The organism is Marinobacter sp. X15-166B (assembly GCF_001752365.1).
Taxonomy (GTDB): Bacteria; Pseudomonadota; Gammaproteobacteria; order Pseudomonadales; family Oleiphilaceae; genus Marinobacter.
Genome location: NZ_MEIY01000001.1, coordinates 1,984,104 through 2,000,246, shown reverse-complemented (window position 1 = coordinate 2,000,246; position 16,143 = coordinate 1,984,104). Strand labels below are relative to the sequence as shown.

The following is a 16,143-nucleotide window of genomic DNA, read 5'->3' as shown; positions in this document are numbered from 1 at the left end:
GGTCTCATTACTCCGGTGCATACACCACTTCAACGTCGTAGTCATCGTCGTCAAAGTCGTCATCGTCATCGTCGTCACTGGCGCGGGCCTGGCGGCGGGCCTGACGTTCGGCCTCGATACGCTGACGCGCCTCCTCATCCATCCGCTCACGGCGCTCCTGCTCGCGCCTGGCCGCCTCTGGATCCTGGGCCTCTTGTTCAGCCTGCTGCTCAATCCAGCGCATAATGGCTTGCGTCAGTGGTTTGGTGCCTTCGCCACTCAACGCGGAAATCACAAACACCGGCCCGGTCCAGTTCAACTCATCGATGATGGCCTGGCAGTGGGCGGCGCGGTCGGCTTCGGCCACCATGTCGACCTTGTTCAACACCAGCCAGCGCTCCCGGCCGGCCAGGGTTGCGCTGAATTTTTCCAGTTCGTTGGCAATGGTACGCACGCTGTCCGCCGGCGAAGAACCGTCGTAAGGCGCCACATCCACCAGATGCAGCAGCAGTCGGGTGCGCACCAGATGTTTGAGGAAGCGGATACCCAGCCCCGCCCCTTCCGCAGCCCCTTCGATCAACCCGGGAATATCGGCGATCACAAAGCTCTGATGACTCTGCACGCTGACCACTCCCAGATTGGGCACCAACGTGGTGAACGGGTAGTCGGCCACCTTGGGCCGCGCGGCGGACACCGCACGGATAAAGGTGGACTTGCCCGCATTGGGCAAGCCCAGCAGACCGACGTCTGCCAGCACTTTGAGCTCCAGGCGCAGGTTGCGCAACTCGCCTTCCGACCCCTTACTGGTCTGCCGCGGTGCGCGGTTGACCGACGATTTGAAGCGGGTGTTACCCAGACCGTGGAAACCGCCCTGCGCGACTTTCAGACGCGCCCCCGGCTCGGTCAGATCACCCAGCACTTCGTGGGTATCCATATCCACCACCGTGGTGCCAACCGGCACCGGCAAGGTCAGATCTTCCCCCTTGGCGCCGGCACAGTTACGCCCCGAGCCCGGCTCACCATTCTTGGCCCGGTGTTTGCGCTGGAAGCGATAATCGATCAGCGTATTCAGGTTGCTGTCTGCCACCAGGTAGACCGAGCCACCGTCCCCGCCATCGCCCCCGTCGGGGCCACCTCTGGGTATATATTTTTCACGCCGGAAGCTGAGGCAGCCATGCCCCCCGTTACCGGCCTCTACAATGATGGTGGCTTCATCTACAAATTTCATCGGACAACCCTTTTGCGCACCGGGCGCATAAACTAAAAAGCCCCGTAGCCTCTGAGAAGCAATACGGGGCTCGGGATAGCAGTACGTGCTACAGAGTAGTCATCATACCAGCTCTATCCGCGGCTCTGCAGAACCTGTGGACCGTCACTGCTTAGGCAGCGGGAACGATGCTCACATACTTACGGTTCTTGGGGCCTCTGGTCTCGAACTTGACCTGGCCGTTCGCGGTCGCGAACAGGGTATGGTCCTTACCCAGACCAACGTTAGTGCCGGCGTGAAAACGTGTGCCGCGCTGACGTACGATGATGCTACCTGCAGAAACGGTCTCGCCACCGTAGCGCTTGACGCCAAGGCGTTTCGCTTCGGAATCGCGACCGTTACGGGTACTACCTGCTGCCTTCTTGTGAGCCATGATTAGCCTCCTGTTACAGGGTTAAAGAGCTGTCAGCCCTTGATACCCGTGATCTTGACTTCAGTAAACCACTGACGGTGGCCCTGACGCTTCATCGAGTGCTTACGACGACGGAACTTGATGATCTGAACCTTGTCATGACGGCCGTGGCTGACCACTTCCGCAGTAACCTTGGCACCCTCTACAACCGGAGCACCAACCTGAACATTATCACCGTCAGCAATCAATAATACACGATCAAAATCGACGCTGCCGCCTGTTTCCACCTCAAGCTTTTCCAGCTTCAGGGTCTCGCCTTCTTTTACACGGTGCTGTTTGCCACCGCTAACAATTACTGCGTACATGGAGTTTCTCCGCTAGTGACCCATCCCTGCTCTTATCCACCTGGTTCTAAGGGAAGCTCTCTGGCAACCCTATAACAGGGAGCGCAGGTTGGGATGAGTTGGGCGCGTGATTGTACGAAATGGCACCCGCTATTACAAGCCAAGTTGACACTAAGGTACGCAAAACCTAGCATGGCCGCTTCCCAGCCACACTTTGTTATCAACTTAACCGACCGGAACACGCCCGCATGACCGCCCAGCGTATATATGACACCGTCGCGGATGACTTTAACCGCGTCAATGATTTGATCACCACCCGGCTTGCGTCGGATGTGCCTCTGGTTGAAAAAATTGCCCAGCACATCATCGACAGCGGTGGCAAACGCCTGCGGCCACTGGTGGTGATGCTGTCGGCCCGGGCTCTGGCCTACCCGGGGGACGAGCACCTCAAACTGGCGGCAGTCATTGAGTTTCTGCACACCGCCACGCTGCTGCACGACGACGTGGTGGACACCTCTGACATGCGCCGCGGGCGCTCCACCGCCAATGCCCGCTGGGGCAACGCACCCAGTGTCCTGGTCGGTGATTTTCTCTACGCCCGGGCGTTCGAAATGATGGTCGAACTGAAAAGTTTGCCCATCATGGAGGTGCTGTCCCACGCCACTGCGGTCATTGCCCAGGGTGAAGTCATGCAACTGATGAACGTGAAGAACCCGGACATCAGTGAAGCCCGCTATATGGAGGTCATCCACAACAAGACCGCCATGCTGTTTGAAGCCTCGGCCCACACCGGCGCGCTGCTGTGCAACGCACCTGAGCCGCAGGCGCGGGCGCTGAAAGAGTACGGCCAGCATCTGGGCATGGCCTTTCAGCTGGTCGACGACGTGCTCGACTACCGGGGCGATGCAGAGTCCATGGGCAAAAATGTCGGCGACGACCTTGCCGAAGGCAAGGCCACCCTGCCGCTGATCTACGCCATGGCCAGCAGCGACGAGGCCCCCCGCAAACTTATCCGTCAGGCGATCCGCAAAGGCGGTCTGGACAATCTGGCCGAGGTACTGGCCATCGTCGAGCAGTCCGGTGCCATCGACTACACCATGGCGAAAGCCAGGGAGCAGGCCGCGCGGGCCCACGCCAGCCTGAACAACCTGCCCGACTCCGAGTTCAAGGAAGCACTGGCACTGCTGACCGAAGTAGCGGTGGCCCGGGTCAGCTGAACCGGGTCAGCGTGTTATTCGAACGCCCAGGTCAAAAACTCACGCTTTTCTTCGGCACTGGCTTTCTGCCAGAGAACCTTCAAACCCTCCAGCGTATCCAGTGCGTTATCCGCTGACTGCGCCGGAGTGACGCGACCTTGATCGCGCGCTACTTCGGTTCGCGCCTCATGGGGTTGCGCAGTGGCCACGGTGGCACCGGACTGATCGACCACCCGGCCGCTGAAGTCCGCTATTACGGCTTCGGCGGCTTGACGGTTTTTCGGACTGGGTACCTCGAAGCGATACATTGCACCGGGTTGCGCGACCAGGGTCACCTGCTGGGGCGCCGTTTCGACCACATGCACCTTGGACTCACCGTTTTTCACCACCCCGCCCTTGGCCCAGATGGTTTTGTAGGTAAATACAATCTGGTTGTCGCCGGGTAACAGCTCGTAGTCAAGCACCAGATCGTCCATCAGGAAATTGCCAACCCGCTTGCCGTTCACCTCTTTGACCTTGATTTCGGCAGGGGCCTTGAGCACCGCAACCCGGGCCGGGTCCACTGCCGCGCCATCCCAGGTCTGAACCCGACTTAACTGGCTGCTGCAACCTGCCACCACCAACGCCACCCACGTCAATGCGGCTGCGCGCACCATGGTTGAGATACGCCCCGTCATTCTGAATCCTCTCATCAGTCGCCCCTGTACTTTGAAATGAATCCGCCATTCTGACGACTGCCCGGGGCATGCGCAACCACAGGCTTGCCGGCGCCGGTGACGGCAAAGCCGGGCCGACCACGCAATTACGGGGTGGATTCATTGCATTTGCAACAAGATGGGTTAACTTAAAACAGACAATCGTCAACCACAGGGGAGACTTTATGAACAACCAGCACCGTGCCGGCGAAGCATGCGCCCTTCCCTTTCGCAGCGAGCGGATTTTCTGTGTGGACAATAAATGGTACTTCACCACCCGGGAAGGCTTTGACAGCGGCCCTTTTTACTCCCGCCAGCGGGCTGAAATCGGGGTACAGCGGTTTTTACATGTGGTTCAGCTGCTCCCCAAGACGCGCACCACGGAGCGGGGCCGCGGCTAAGCGAGCCCCGGAATAATGTAAGTTTCAATCAGCCAGAAACTCAGCAACGCCATCAAACCGGCCAGCAAGTCGTCAAACATGATGCCTAACCCGCCCGGCATCCGCCGGTCAAACCAGCTGATGGGCCACGGCTTGAGCACGTCGAAGAACCGGAACAGCAGAAACGCCATCAGCACCCCCACCAGCGTATCGGGAATCAACGCCAGCGCCACCCACATGCCCACAAACTCGTCCCACACGATGCCGCCGTGATCGTGCACCTTGAGGTGTCTGGCGGTCACACCGCACAACCAGATGCCCACCAGGAACGTCAGCGCCACGACCCCCCAGTACGCCAGGGGCGGCAGCCAGAAAAACAGCAGCCAGACCGGAATCGCCGCCAGGCTCCCCCAGGTGCCCGGTGCCCGCGCAAATGCGCCGCTACCGAAGCCGAAGGCCAGCAGGTGCACCGGGTTTTTCAGAAACCCGGGGGGCAAAATGGCATGGGCAAACTCAGGCTCTTCGACCGGCGGTTCCTCGGGATCCACAATACTCATCCGTGCTCTCCAAAGTGGTCATAACCCGCTGTGCGGGCGTGCGCATCGGCGTTCACCAGCTGCAACCCCGTCTCTGCGGTAATCTCGCCGATGACTGTCAAGTGCGCCTGCACCGCCGCGGGCAATTGCTGCCATCGTGCCGGGCTTATGGTGACGCACAACTCGTAATCGTCGCCACCACTCAACGCCAGACTCTGCGCCCGCTCCCCTTCCAGCCTGGCGACCGCCGGCAACACCGGCACGACAGCCGCATCGATGCGCGCGCCCACCCCGGAGGCGTCGAGAATGTGGGTCAGATCCGCGAGCAAACCGTCGGACACGTCAATGGCGGCGCTGGCCAGTCCTCGCAAAGCCTGGCCCAGCGCCAACCGGGGCATGGGGCGATGGTAGCGGGCCAACACCTCGGCGGCGTCGGCGGGGGGCCCGGCAACCGCCAGCCAACGCAAGGCGGCCGCGGCGGCCCCCAGCGTCCCCGACACACACACCTGATCGCCGGGACGGGCGCCGGAGCGCCGCAGAGCTTCACCGGCGGGTACCTCGCCGTGCACCTGCAAGGTCAGGGTGAGCGGGCCGCGGGTGGTATCGCCTCCCGCCAGCACCAGCCCGAAGGCCTGCGCTGCTTCGCCCAGACCGTGGGCGTAGCCGGCCACCCACTCCGGGGCGGCCACCGGTAACGTCAACGCCAGGGTGAAACAGACCGGTCTGGCACCCATGGCGGCCAGATCGCTGGCGGCCACCGCCAGACTGCGCCACCCCAGTTGTCGGGGATTATAACCGGAAGGAAAGTGAACCCCCTCCACCAGGGTGTCGGTGGAAAACACCAGATCGGTGCCGGGGGACAGTCGCTGCAGGGCGCAGTCGTCACCGGGGCCCAGCAGCAGCCCCTCGGATCCCGCTCCCTGTGCCAGTGGCACAAAGTACCGACGGATCAGCTCAAACTCACCCATAGCGGTGCTCGCGTTTACCGCGAACGGGTTTCTGCAAGGCGGGTACGGCGGCTCAACTTATCCAGAAGACCGTTGACGAACTTGTGCCCCTCTGTGCCACCAAATCGTTTAGCCATTTCGATGCCTTCGTTGATCACCACTTTGTAAGGCACGTCGATGCGGTGTTTCAACTCGTAGGCTCCGATACGCACGATGGCCAGTTCGATGGCATCCACTTCCTCCAGGGGGCGATCCAGAAAGGGCTCAATGATCCGATCCAGCTCCGCCTGCGCGCGGCTCACACCGCGCAGCAGGTCACGAAAATACGCAACGTCCACCTTGGACATGTCATTATCGACGATGAACTCCGCTTCAATATCCGCGATCGGGCTCTTGCTGAAGTGTCGCTGGTACAGGGCCTGCATGGCCAGCGCCCGCGCGCGGCGGCGCTCACCGGCTTTCGGCTGGCCACCCGGGCGGGCTGAAGGTGATTGCGGTGTGTCGTCGGTGTCTGTCATCACTCACCCAATTTCCGGAACAGGCTGACCATTTCCAGCGCAGTCGTTGCGGCTTCCGCGCCCTTGTTGCCGGCCTTGGTGCCGGAACGCTCAATGGCCTGTTCAATGGAATCCACGGTCAGAACGCCAAAGGCGACGGGCACATCGGTGTCGAGACTGACCGCACCCAGACCGCTGGCGGCTTCGCCGGCCACGTATTCAAAATGCGGGGTACCCCCACGGATGACCGCGCCCAGCGCGATAATGGCGTCGAAGCGCCCGGTTTCGGCGACCCGCTTGACCGCCAACGGCATTTCATAGGCCCCGGGAACGCGCACCACGGTAATGTCGTCTTCATCGATACCGTGACGCACCAGCGTATCGATTGCTCCGTCTACCAGACTCTCGACCACGAATCCGTTAAACCGGCCCACCACCAGCGCATACTGCCCGGCGCACTGCGTAAAATCGCCTTCCAGAACTTCAATACCTGCCATGTTCGGCTCCTGTCAGGGTCCGCACGGTTGAGCGGACCGATAAAATTAATATAGACACTCAGTTTTGTGTGTAAGGTACATACTCCACCACTTCGAGATCAAACCCCGAGATCGCGGAAAACTTGATCGGCGCACTCAGCAAGCGCATCTTGCTCACACCGATATCGCGCAGAATCTGGGAGCCGGTACCCACGGTGAAATAAACCCCGGAGCTGCCGGTTGAAGCGGAGGCCTGCCCTTCGTCAAAAAACTCGTGAATCCGGTCTTCAAGGTTGTAGCTGTCGCGGCCGCTGTTCAGCATGACCACCACCCCTTTGCCGGCCTCTGCGACCTTGCGCAGTGCGTGGTGCAGTGGCCAGCTGCTGGAGCCTTCGCGCCGCGCCCCGAGCAGATCGCGCAGGGTATCGGTGATGTGCACCCGCACCAGCACCGGCTCGCTGGCATCAACGTCACCCATCACCAGGGCAAGGTGAGTCACGCCGTGAATGGTGTCCCGGTAAGTGCGCAAATTGAACACGCCGTATTCGGTGTCCAGATCGTACTGCTCCACACACTCGACGGTACGCTCGTTCAGGGTGCGGTAATGAATCAGATCAGCAATGGTGCCGATTTTCAGATCATGCACCCGGGCAAACTCTTCGAGATCTTCCCGTCGCGCCATGGAGCCGTCGTCGTTCATGATTTCACAGATCACCCCGGCGGGCTCGCACCCGGCCAGCGAGGCCAGGTCGCAGGACGCTTCGGTATGCCCGGCGCGACTCAACACACCGCCCGGATCCGACATCAGCGGGAAAATGTGTCCCGGTTGCACCAGGTCGGCAGGCTTGGCATGCCGGGCCACCGCGGCCTGCACGGTGCGGGCCCGGTCGGCCGCGGAAATACCGGTGGTCACGCCTTCGGCGGCCTCGATGGACAGGGTGAATTTGGTGCCGAACCCGGAGGCGTTCTTTTGCACCATCAGCGGCAGCTCCAGCTGCTCACACCGCTCCCGGGTCATGGGCATGCAGATCAGCCCACGACCAAACCGCGCCATGAAATTGATGTCTTCGGCGGTGCAGTGCTCGGCGGCCATCACCAGGTCGCCCTCATTTTCCCGGTCTTCATCGTCCATCAGAATCACCATTTTACCCTGACGGATGTCTTCGATGATTTCTTCAATACTGTTCAGTGCCATATCGGTGTTGCACCCTCTGCAGCCCTGCTGATCCACGTTGGTGGGTCCAGGCTGTCCATGTAAGAATTCGTTATTGCGGGATCAGGATCAGACGCTGATCCACTCCCACCTGACGGCGGTCCTGCACGTGCCATTGCACCTTGTCGGCCATGGAGTCCAGCGGCAGGTGCGCAGTCGGACGGCCGGTGCTGCCCAGAAACACGGGGGCCTGATACAACCACAACTCATCCACCAGTCGCTCACTGATAAACGTGCCCGCCAGGGTGGGCCCGGCCTCGACCAGCAATTCGTTGATCCCCAGAGCGCCCAGCTCATCCAGCAGCTCACCCACGTCCACACCGACATTTTTCCAGGATACGCCCCGCACGCCGACGCCCAATGCGGCCAGGTCCTGTGCGGCCGCCGAGGTCAGTGCGCTGGACGAGCAGTATAACTGTACTTTGCCGCCCTGGAGGATGCGGGCCCCCGGAGGGGTGCGCGCATCCCGGTCGGCAATGACCCGCAGCGGCTGCCGGGACGGCGTGGTGCAGGGACCGAGATCACCCAGCTCCGCCAGACGCACGGTCAGCGAGGGGTCGTCTGCCAGCACCGTGCCCACCCCGGTCAGGATGGCATCACTGGTCGCGCGCAGACGCTGCACATCACGCCGGGCTTCAGGGCCGGTGATCCACTGGCTTTCCCCGGACGCCATGGCGGTGCGCCCGTCCAGGCTCGCCGCCATTTTCACCCGGACATAGGGCCGCCCGGTGGTCATGCGCGTCATGAACCCCGGGTTCAGCTTCGCCGCAGACTCCGCCAGCAAGCCTTCGGTAACCCGCAGCCCGGCGGCACGCAATTGCTCAAGCCCGCGCCCGGCCACAGACGGGTTGGGGTCTTGCGTGGCGGCCACCACCCGCGCAATGCCCGCATTGATCAGCGCCCGGGCACAGGGCGGGGTGCGCCCGAAATGGCCGCAAGGTTCAAGGGTCACGTAAGCCGTAGCGCCACGGGCCAACGCACCGGCCTGGCTCAATGCACGCACTTCTGCGTGCGCCTCCCCGGCGCGCTCGTGCCAGCCTTCGCCCACAATCTCGTTGCCCCGGGCAATCACGCACCCCACCCGCGGGTTCGGATGCGTCGAATAACGCCCCCGCCAGGCCAGCTGTATGGCCCGGGCCATCATGGCAACGTCCCGATTATCGATCATGAATCACCCTGGGTTGACGGGCCTTCCGCCGCCGGTCCTGACAGCCGCTCAATTTCTTCTTTGAATTCATTGACGTCCTGAAAGCTGCGGTACACCGAGGCAAAGCGGACGTAGGCCACCTTGTCGAGCTGGCGCAACTCGGTCATGACCTCTTCGCCCAGCTTCAAGGATTTGACTTCCCGCTCGCCAGCCGCCCGCAGGCGGAACCGGATACGGTTGACCGCAGCATCGATGGCTTCGATGCTGACCGGCCGTTTTTCCAGCGCAATCATGAAACCCGCGCGCAGTTTGCTTTCGTCAAACGGCTGCCGGGTGCCATCCTGCTTGACCACACGGGGCATCAACAACTCAGCGGTCTCAAAGGTGGTGAACCGCTCATGACAGGACAAACACTCCCTTCTGCGGCGCACCTGATCGCCCTCGACCACGAGGCGCGAGTCGATCACTTTGGTATCCGCTTCACCACAGAATGGGCAATGCATTCTTTTATACTCCCGCAAAGCACCGGTGCCACCCGCAGGCCGCACCGGCAAGTTGAGGAATCAGCCGGCGTAGACAGGGAACCGGGCACACAAAGCACCCACCTGTTCACGCACCCGCTCATTCACGCTTTCGTCTTCCAGGTTAGCCAGGATGTCGCACATCCAGCCGGCCAGCTCACGACACTCGGCCTCCCCGAAACCCCGGGTGGTGACCGCGGGTGTGCCGATGCGCAACCCGGAGGTCACGAACGGGGACCGCGGGTCGTTGGGCACGGCGTTTTTGTTGACGGTGATGTGGGCACGCTCCAGCGCCGCATCGGCGTCTTTGCCGGTGATGTCCTGCTTGATCAGGCTTACCAGGAACAGGTGGTTGCAGGTGCCTTCTGAGACCACATCGTAACCGCGATCGACGAATACCTGCGCCATGGCCTGGGCATTTTTGATGACCTGCTTCTGGTACGTCTTGAACTCGTCTTCCATGGCTTCTTTGAAGCAAATCGCCTTGGCCGCGATGACGTGCATCAGGGGACCACCCTGACCACCCGGGAAGACCGCTGAGTTCAGCTTCTTGTGCAGTGCTTCGTCGTCACACGCCAGAATCAGACCGCCACGGGGGCCGCGCAGGGTTTTGTGGGTGGTGGTGGTGACCACGTGGGCGTGGGGCATGGGGTCCGGGTAGACACCCGCCGCCACCAGGCCGGCCACATGGGCCATGTCGACAAACAGGTAGGCACCGACTTTGTCGGCAATGTCACGGAAACGGGCAAAATCCAGTTCCTGCGAATAGGCGGAAAAGCCCGCGATGATCATCTTCGGCTTGTGCTCAAGCGCCATGCGTTCGACGTCGTCGTAATCGATCAGTCCGGTGTTCAGGTCGATGCCGTACTGAACAGCGTTATAGATTTTGCCGGAAAAGTTGACACTGGCGCCGTGGGTCAGGTGTCCGCCGTGGGCCAGACTCATTCCCAACACAGTATCGCCGGGGTTGAGCAGGGCCATGAACACCGCCGAGTTGGCCTGGGAGCCGGAGTGCGGCTGGACGTTGGCGTAGGCCGCACCGAACAGTTGCTTGGCGCGATCGATGGCCAGTTGCTCAATCACATCCACGTGTTCGCAACCACCGTAATAGCGTTTGCCGGGATAGCCTTCTGCATATTTGTTGGTCAGCTCGGTGCCCTGGGCTTCCATGACCCGCGGGCTGGCGTAGTTTTCCGATGCGATCAGCTCAATATGCGCTTCCTGACGCTTTCTTTCTGCCTGGATCATGTTCCAGACATCATCGTCGTACCCGGCAATTTTCATATCACGATTAAACATGGACTCACGCCTCTGTGTGCTGTGCCTGCGACGCAGGCATTTAATATGCATGACCGGAAACCGCTAACGGCGGACAGTCCTGCCAGCCTCGTTTTCGATTTCGTGGAAAAGGGCCGCTATTCTAGCGTAATACGCCCCCTGAAATCATCTTTTCAGCCAGGGGACAAATAATCCCTGCGCCCATGCCCGTCGATTGCCATAACCGGACTCTTTCGCTACCGTACGGGGCTCTCTCACCACACCCGCACACCTGGCGCGCAATCCGCCGTTGCGGCCTTCAGACTGCAGAGGTAAAAACTGCTTATGGCTCAATACGTTTACACCATGAACCGCGTGGGCAAAATTGTGCCCCCGAAACGGGAAATTCTCAAAGACATCTCCCTCAGTTTCTTCCCTGGTGCCAAAATCGGTGTGCTGGGTCTGAACGGTGCGGGTAAATCGACCTTGTTGCGGATTATGGCCGGCGTCGATCAGGACTACATCGGTGAAGCCCGCCCCCAGCCCGGCATCAACGTGGGCTACCTGCCACAGGAACCCGAGCTGGACGACAGTAAAACCGTCAAAGAAATTGTCGACGAGGCGGTCGCCGGGGTCCACAACGCACTGGCCGAGCTCGACCAGGTGTACGCTGCCTACGCCGAACCCGATGCCGACTTTGACGCCCTGGCCAAAAAACAGGGGGAACTGGAAGCCTTCATTCAGGCCAGCGACGGTCACGACATCGAGCGCAAACTGGAAGTGGCCGCCGACGCCCTGCGGCTGCCGGCCTGGGACGCTCAGGTCGCCAATCTGTCCGGTGGTGAGCGCCGCCGGGTGGCGCTTTGCCGGTTGCTGCTGGCCAGCCCGGACATGCTGCTGCTGGACGAGCCCACCAACCACCTCGACGCCGAATCCGTCGCCTGGCTGGAGCGCTTTCTGCACGACTACACCGGCACCGTAGTGGCCATTACCCACGACCGTTACTTCCTCGACAACGTCGCTGGCTGGATTCTCGAGCTGGACCGGGGCCAGGGCATTCCGTTTGAGGGCAACTACAGCCAGTGGCTGGAAAACAAGGAACAGCGCCTGGCCACCGAAGCCAAACAGGAAGCGTCCCGCCAGAAAACCATCCGGCAGGAACTGGAATGGGTGCGCAGCAACGCCAAGGGCCGTCAGTCCAAGAGCAAGGCCCGTCTGGCCCGCTTTGAGGAAATGAGTTCGCAGGAATTCCAGAAACGTAACGAAACCAACGAGCTGTATATCCCACCCGGTCCCCGTCTGGGCGACAAGGTGATCGAAGTGAACGGCATCAGCAAAGCCTTCGGCGACCGCCTGCTTTACGAAGACGTGTCCCTGCGGGTGCCGCCGGGTGCCATTGTCGGCATCATTGGTGGTAACGGCGCCGGTAAATCCACCCTGTTCCGCATGATTGCCGGACACGAACAGCCGGACTCGGGCTCGATCGACATCGGTGAAACCGTGCAACTGGCGTATGTCGACCAGAGTCGTGATCTGGACGGCGACAAAACCGTGTGGGAGCTGCTCAGCGACGGCAACGACATCATCCGGGTGGGTAACTACGAAACACCGTCGCGGGCGTATGCGGGCCGGTTCAATTTCAAAGGCTCCGACCAGCAGAAACGGGTCGGCGACCTGTCCGGCGGGGAGCGCAACCGCCTCCATCTGGCCAAACTGCTGAAAGAGGGCGGCAACGTGTTGCTGCTGGACGAACCCACCAACGACCTGGACGTGGAAACCCTGCGCGCCCTGGAAGAAGCCCTGCTGAACTTCCCCGGCGCCGCCATGGTGATCTCTCACGACCGCTGGTTCCTGGACCGGGTCGCCACCCACATTCTGGCGTTTGAAGACGACGGTGAAGTGGTGTATTTCGAGGGTAACTTCAGCGAGTACGATGAAGACCACAAGCAACGCAAGGGCGATTCCGCACTGGTGCCCCAGCGCATGAAGTACAAGAAGCTGGCGTAAGGGGGAGCCCACTCCGATAGGCTGGACCGCCCCCTCTCCCCTGCCCTCTCCCGCCAGGGGAGAGGGGGCACACACTCTAAGGCTTGACATGGTGCATTAGCCCTCGCCCCCCGCGGGAGGGGAGCAAAACGCCCAGGCCTCAGGTGGTGCATCAGCCCCTCGCCCCTCAAGGGAGAGGAGCAAAACGCCCAGGCCTGAATTGGTGCATCAGCCCCTCGCCCCTGGCGGGAGAGGGGTTGGGGAGAGGGGGCACTTATTAAATCAATCAGGATCATCCAATGGCCAAAGCAAAAACCGCCTACGTCTGTACCGACTGCGGCGCCGATTACTCCAAGTGGCAAGGTCAGTGCGGCGAATGCCGGGCCTGGAACACGGTCAGCGAGGTGCGCGGCGTCAGTGGCGGCGGCCGCGGCAATCGGGGGGCTCGCTTTGAGGGCTTCTCCGGCAGCCTGTCGTCGGTACAGTCGCTGGAAACCGTCAGTCTCTCGGAGCAGCCACGCACCAGTACCGGCATGCAGGAGCTGGACCGGGTGCTGGGCGGCGGTTTGGTCGAGGGTTCGGCGATTCTGATGGGCGGCCACCCGGGCGCGGGCAAGAGCACCTTGCTGCTGCAAACCGTGTGCAACCTGGCCGGCCAGGTGCCCGCGCTCTACGTCACCGGTGAGGAATCCCTGCAGCAGGTAGCCATGCGTGCCAAACGGCTGGGGCTGGCCACCCGCAATGTGAACATGCTGTCGGAGACCAGTGTGGAGCGCATCATTCAGGTGGTGGAAGCCGAACAACCGAAAGTATTGGTCGTGGACAGTATTCAGGTGATGCACGTCAGCGACGTGGAGTCCGCGCCCGGCAGCGTCTCCCAGGTTCGGGAAAGCGCCGCTTACCTCACCCGCATGGCCAAGCAGACCGGCACCATCCTGTTCCTCATCGGCCATGTGACCAAGGACGGCAGCCTGGCTGGTCCGAAAGTACTGGAACACATGATCGACTGCTCGATCCTGCTGGAAGGCTCCAGCGACAGCCGTTACCGGACCTTGCGCGGCATTAAGAACCGCTTCGGAGCGGTGAACGAGCTGGGGGTGTTTGCCATGCTGGAACAGGGGCTGAAAGAGGTCAAAAACCCCAGCGCCATATTCCTCAACCGGGGCGAAGAACCCGCACCCGGCAGTGTGGTGATGGTGGTCTGGGAAGGCACCCGTCCCATGCTGGTGGAGATTCAGGCGCTGGTAGATATGGCCCAGGGCAGCTACCCGCGCCGGGTTGCGGTGGGTCTGGACCAGAACCGGCTCGCCATGCTACTGGCGGTGCTGCACCGCCACGGCGGGCTGCACATCAGTGATCAGGACGTGTTCGTCAACGTGGTCGGCGGCGTCAAAGTCAATGAAACCAGTGGCGATCTGGCGTTACTGGCAGCGATCGTGTCTTCCTTCCGTGACCGGGCCCTGCCGCAGGACCTGGTCATTTTTGGTGAGGTCGGTTTGTCGGGCGAAATCCGCCCGGTCCCCAATGGCCAGGAACGCATCCATGAAGCGGCCAAACACGGCTTTACCCGGGCGCTGGTGCCCAAAGCCAATGTGCCCCGCAAGGTGCCGGACACCATGAAGGTGGTGCCGGTTACCAAGCTCGGGGATGTCATCAGCGCCCTGGAAGACCTGTAACAGCGCGCTGACTCAGGAACCCAGCAACTGGCCGAGTTCCCGCTCCAGCAAAGCCGGGTCACCGAGATTGAGCTCTACCAGCCGTTTCAGGTGAGCGGCACTTGCCAGATCCAGGAGCTGGCACTGAAAACCCAGCCGGTGCGCCTCGATATGCTTGAGGCTCACTGCCATCACAATGCCCGCGTCCTGATCATTCAGACACACCACCACCTCACAGGGCTGCCCCAAGGGCTTGTCCCAACCGGCGGGCCGGGCCAGCAGCACCCCGTTGAAGGAGATATCGACCACCTCCGTCGGCCACACCTCATGCTCGCAGTGCAGCGTGCAGGCGGCGTCGAAGGGTATGCGCTGAAAGCGTCTCAGGTCCGGTGAGCGGTCGGTCAAGGGCGGACTCCGGTTACAGTGAAAGCGGGTAACGTTACCGGATGACTATAGTCCGTGGGGGTGGCACAAGCCAGCAGGAAAGGACAGTCTGCGGGGCGATTCTGGCGTGAACCACCCCGCAGTTGACCGGCTGACAGCCAGCCGGCCAGCGGATCACCGCTTACTGATGGTACTGAGGGCTCAGCTCCACCACCGCCTCGATAAAGGCTTTGGCGTGCTCGGGATCCACATCCGGGGTAATTCCATGGCCCAGATTGAAGATGTGGCCCGGGTTCGAGCCGAAGCGGGCCAGTATATCCGCCACTTCCTGACGAATGCGGGCGGGCGGTGCGTACAGCATGGAGGGATCCATATTGCCCTGCAACGCGACCCGGTCGCCGACCCGTTCTCTGGCGACGTTGATGTCGGTGGTCCAGTCCAGGCCCAACGCGTCGGCGCCGGTGTCGGCCATGGATTCCAGCCACTGGCCACCGTTCTTGGTGAACAGGATCACCGGCACCCGGCGACCGTCGTGTTCACGGATCAGACCGTCGACAATCTTGCGCATATAGGCCAGCGAAAACTCTTCATAGGCCCAGGTGCTAAGCAAGCCCCCCCAGGTATCAAAGATCTGTACAGCCTGGGCACCGGCGCGGATTTGACAGTTCAGGTAATCAATGATGGTAGTGGCCAGGTGATCCAGTAACCGGTGCATCACCTCGGGCTGCGCGTAGGCCAGTTTTTTAGGTTCACGGAAATCTTTCGACGATCCGCCTTCCACCATGTAAGTGGCCAGAGTCCACGGGCTGCCCGAGAAACCGATCAGCGGTACCCGGCCATTGAGGGCGCCGCGAATGGTGCTCACGGCGTTCATCACGTAGTCCAGGTCCACACTGGAATCCAGCGTTGGCAGGGCGTCGACATCGGCCGCGGTGCGAATGGTGTTGCGGAATTTCGGGCCTTCCCCGGTTTCAAAGTACAGCCCCAAGCCCATCGCATCCGGAATGGTCAGAATGTCCGAAAACAGGATAGCGGCATCCAGTGGAAAGCGCTCCAACGGCTGCAAGGTCACCTCACAAGCCAGCGGAGTGTTCTTGCACAGACTGAGAAAGTCGCCAGCTTTGGTGCGGGCTGCCCGGTATTCCGGCAAGTAACGCCCGGCCTGTCGCATCATCCACACCGGGGTGCGGTCAACGGGCTGGCGCATCAATGCGCGCAGAAAGCGGTCATTTTTCAGCTCAGACATAGACGTTTTCGATCTCTTAAAGGGAGTGTGGGCCGCTATGATACCGTTTCCGGCGCAATAAAAAA

18 protein-coding genes are annotated in these 16,143 nt (G+C 61.4%); 4 read left to right on the top strand and 14 right to left on the bottom strand.

Translation table 11 applies throughout. The features are described 5' to 3' along the window. Positions 1–7: 7 nt before the first annotated feature. From cgtA to rplU, 3 genes are all read right to left on the bottom strand, one after another. A complete protein-coding gene (gene cgtA, locus BG841_RS09385) occupies positions 8–1,207 on the bottom strand; it encodes an Obg family GTPase CgtA (protein ID WP_070057415.1) in 1,200 nt (399 codons plus the stop codon). A gap of 151 nt (positions 1,208–1,358) precedes the next feature. Continuing rightward, positions 1,359–1,619, bottom strand: a complete 261-nt coding sequence (rpmA, locus tag BG841_RS09380) for a 50S ribosomal protein L27 (RefSeq protein WP_070057414.1) — start codon at positions 1,617–1,619, stop codon at positions 1,359–1,361. A gap of 32 nt (positions 1,620–1,651) precedes the next feature. Next, a complete protein-coding gene (gene rplU, locus BG841_RS09375) occupies positions 1,652–1,963 on the bottom strand; it encodes a 50S ribosomal protein L21 (protein WP_070057413.1) in 312 nt (103 codons plus the stop codon). A gap of 227 nt (positions 1,964–2,190) precedes the next feature. Between rplU and BG841_RS09370 the strand changes: the two genes are divergently transcribed. After that, complete coding sequence (locus BG841_RS09370) at positions 2,191–3,159, top strand: polyprenyl synthetase family protein (protein WP_070057412.1); 969 nt, start codon at positions 2,191–2,193, stop codon at positions 3,157–3,159. A 14-nt stretch (positions 3,160–3,173) separates the two neighbouring features. On the opposite strand, the gene BG841_RS09365 is transcribed toward BG841_RS09370, so the two are convergent. Then, positions 3,174–3,830 (bottom strand): DUF2057 family protein, encoded by a 657-nt coding sequence (locus BG841_RS09365; RefSeq protein ID WP_070057411.1) that lies wholly within the window; start codon positions 3,828–3,830, stop codon positions 3,174–3,176. A gap of 188 nt (positions 3,831–4,018) precedes the next feature. Between BG841_RS09365 and BG841_RS09360 the strand changes: the two genes are divergently transcribed. After that, a complete protein-coding gene (locus tag BG841_RS09360) occupies positions 4,019–4,234 on the top strand; it encodes a DUF6316 family protein (RefSeq protein ID WP_070057410.1) in 216 nt (71 codons plus the stop codon). On the opposite strand, the gene BG841_RS09355 is transcribed toward BG841_RS09360, so the two are convergent. The 8 genes from BG841_RS09355 to glyA all read right to left on the bottom strand — a co-directional run bounded on the left by BG841_RS09355 (position 4,231) and on the right by glyA (position 10,849). Continuing rightward, positions 4,231–4,770, bottom strand: coding sequence for a phosphatidylglycerophosphatase A (locus BG841_RS09355; protein WP_070057409.1), 540 nt, complete (start codon positions 4,768–4,770; stop codon positions 4,231–4,233). The genes BG841_RS09360 and BG841_RS09355 overlap by 4 nt on opposite strands. Next, entirely contained in the window at positions 4,767–5,717 is a 951-nt protein-coding gene (gene thiL / locus BG841_RS09350) for a thiamine-phosphate kinase (protein WP_070057408.1), read from the bottom strand. Before thiL ends, BG841_RS09355 begins: the two co-directional genes overlap by 4 nt. Positions 5,718–5,731: 14 nt before the next feature. Next, positions 5,732–6,214 carry a transcription antitermination factor NusB gene (gene nusB / locus BG841_RS09345; protein WP_070057407.1) on the bottom strand — a complete coding sequence of 161 codons (483 nt, stop codon included), beginning with the start codon at positions 6,212–6,214 and terminating at the stop codon, positions 5,732–5,734. Continuing rightward, entirely contained in the window at positions 6,214–6,690 is a 477-nt protein-coding gene (gene ribE, locus BG841_RS09340) for a 6,7-dimethyl-8-ribityllumazine synthase (protein ID WP_070057406.1), read from the bottom strand. Before ribE ends, nusB begins: the two co-directional genes overlap by 1 nt. 58 nt (positions 6,691–6,748) lie before the next feature. Next, a complete protein-coding gene (ribBA, locus tag BG841_RS09335) occupies positions 6,749–7,864 on the bottom strand; it encodes a bifunctional 3,4-dihydroxy-2-butanone-4-phosphate synthase/GTP cyclohydrolase II (RefSeq protein WP_070058766.1) in 1,116 nt (371 codons plus the stop codon). A 70-nt stretch (positions 7,865–7,934) separates the two neighbouring features. Further along, positions 7,935–9,050 (bottom strand): bifunctional diaminohydroxyphosphoribosylaminopyrimidine deaminase/5-amino-6-(5-phosphoribosylamino)uracil reductase RibD, encoded by a 1,116-nt coding sequence (gene ribD, locus BG841_RS09330; RefSeq protein ID WP_070057405.1) that lies wholly within the window; start codon positions 9,048–9,050, stop codon positions 7,935–7,937. Continuing rightward, positions 9,047–9,532 (bottom strand): transcriptional regulator NrdR, encoded by a 486-nt coding sequence (gene nrdR, locus BG841_RS09325; RefSeq protein WP_070057404.1) that lies wholly within the window; start codon positions 9,530–9,532, stop codon positions 9,047–9,049. Before nrdR ends, ribD begins: the two co-directional genes overlap by 4 nt. Before the next feature lie 60 nt (positions 9,533–9,592). Next, positions 9,593–10,849, bottom strand: coding sequence for a serine hydroxymethyltransferase (gene glyA / locus BG841_RS09320; protein ID WP_070057403.1), 1,257 nt, complete (start codon positions 10,847–10,849; stop codon positions 9,593–9,595). A gap of 303 nt (positions 10,850–11,152) precedes the next feature. Here glyA and ettA point away from each other — a divergent pair, with 303 nt between their 5' ends. Beyond that, on the top strand, positions 11,153–12,814 hold the full coding sequence (gene ettA, locus BG841_RS09315; RefSeq protein ID WP_070057402.1) for an energy-dependent translational throttle protein EttA: 1,662 nt from the start codon (positions 11,153–11,155) through the stop codon (positions 12,812–12,814). Between the two features lie 278 nt (positions 12,815–13,092). Next, positions 13,093–14,469 carry a DNA repair protein RadA gene (gene radA / locus BG841_RS09310; RefSeq protein ID WP_070057401.1) on the top strand — a complete coding sequence of 459 codons (1,377 nt, stop codon included), beginning with the start codon at positions 13,093–13,095 and terminating at the stop codon, positions 14,467–14,469. 12 nt (positions 14,470–14,481) lie between these two features. Here radA and BG841_RS09305 read toward each other — a convergent pair whose 3' ends face one another. Then, a complete protein-coding gene (locus BG841_RS09305; protein ID WP_070057400.1) occupies positions 14,482–14,853 on the bottom strand; it encodes a PilZ domain-containing protein in 372 nt (123 codons plus the stop codon). Positions 14,854–15,013: 160 nt separating this feature from the next. Then, positions 15,014–16,078, bottom strand: coding sequence for a uroporphyrinogen decarboxylase (hemE, locus tag BG841_RS09300; protein ID WP_070057399.1), 1,065 nt, complete (start codon positions 16,076–16,078; stop codon positions 15,014–15,016). Positions 16,079–16,143 lie beyond the last annotated feature (65 nt).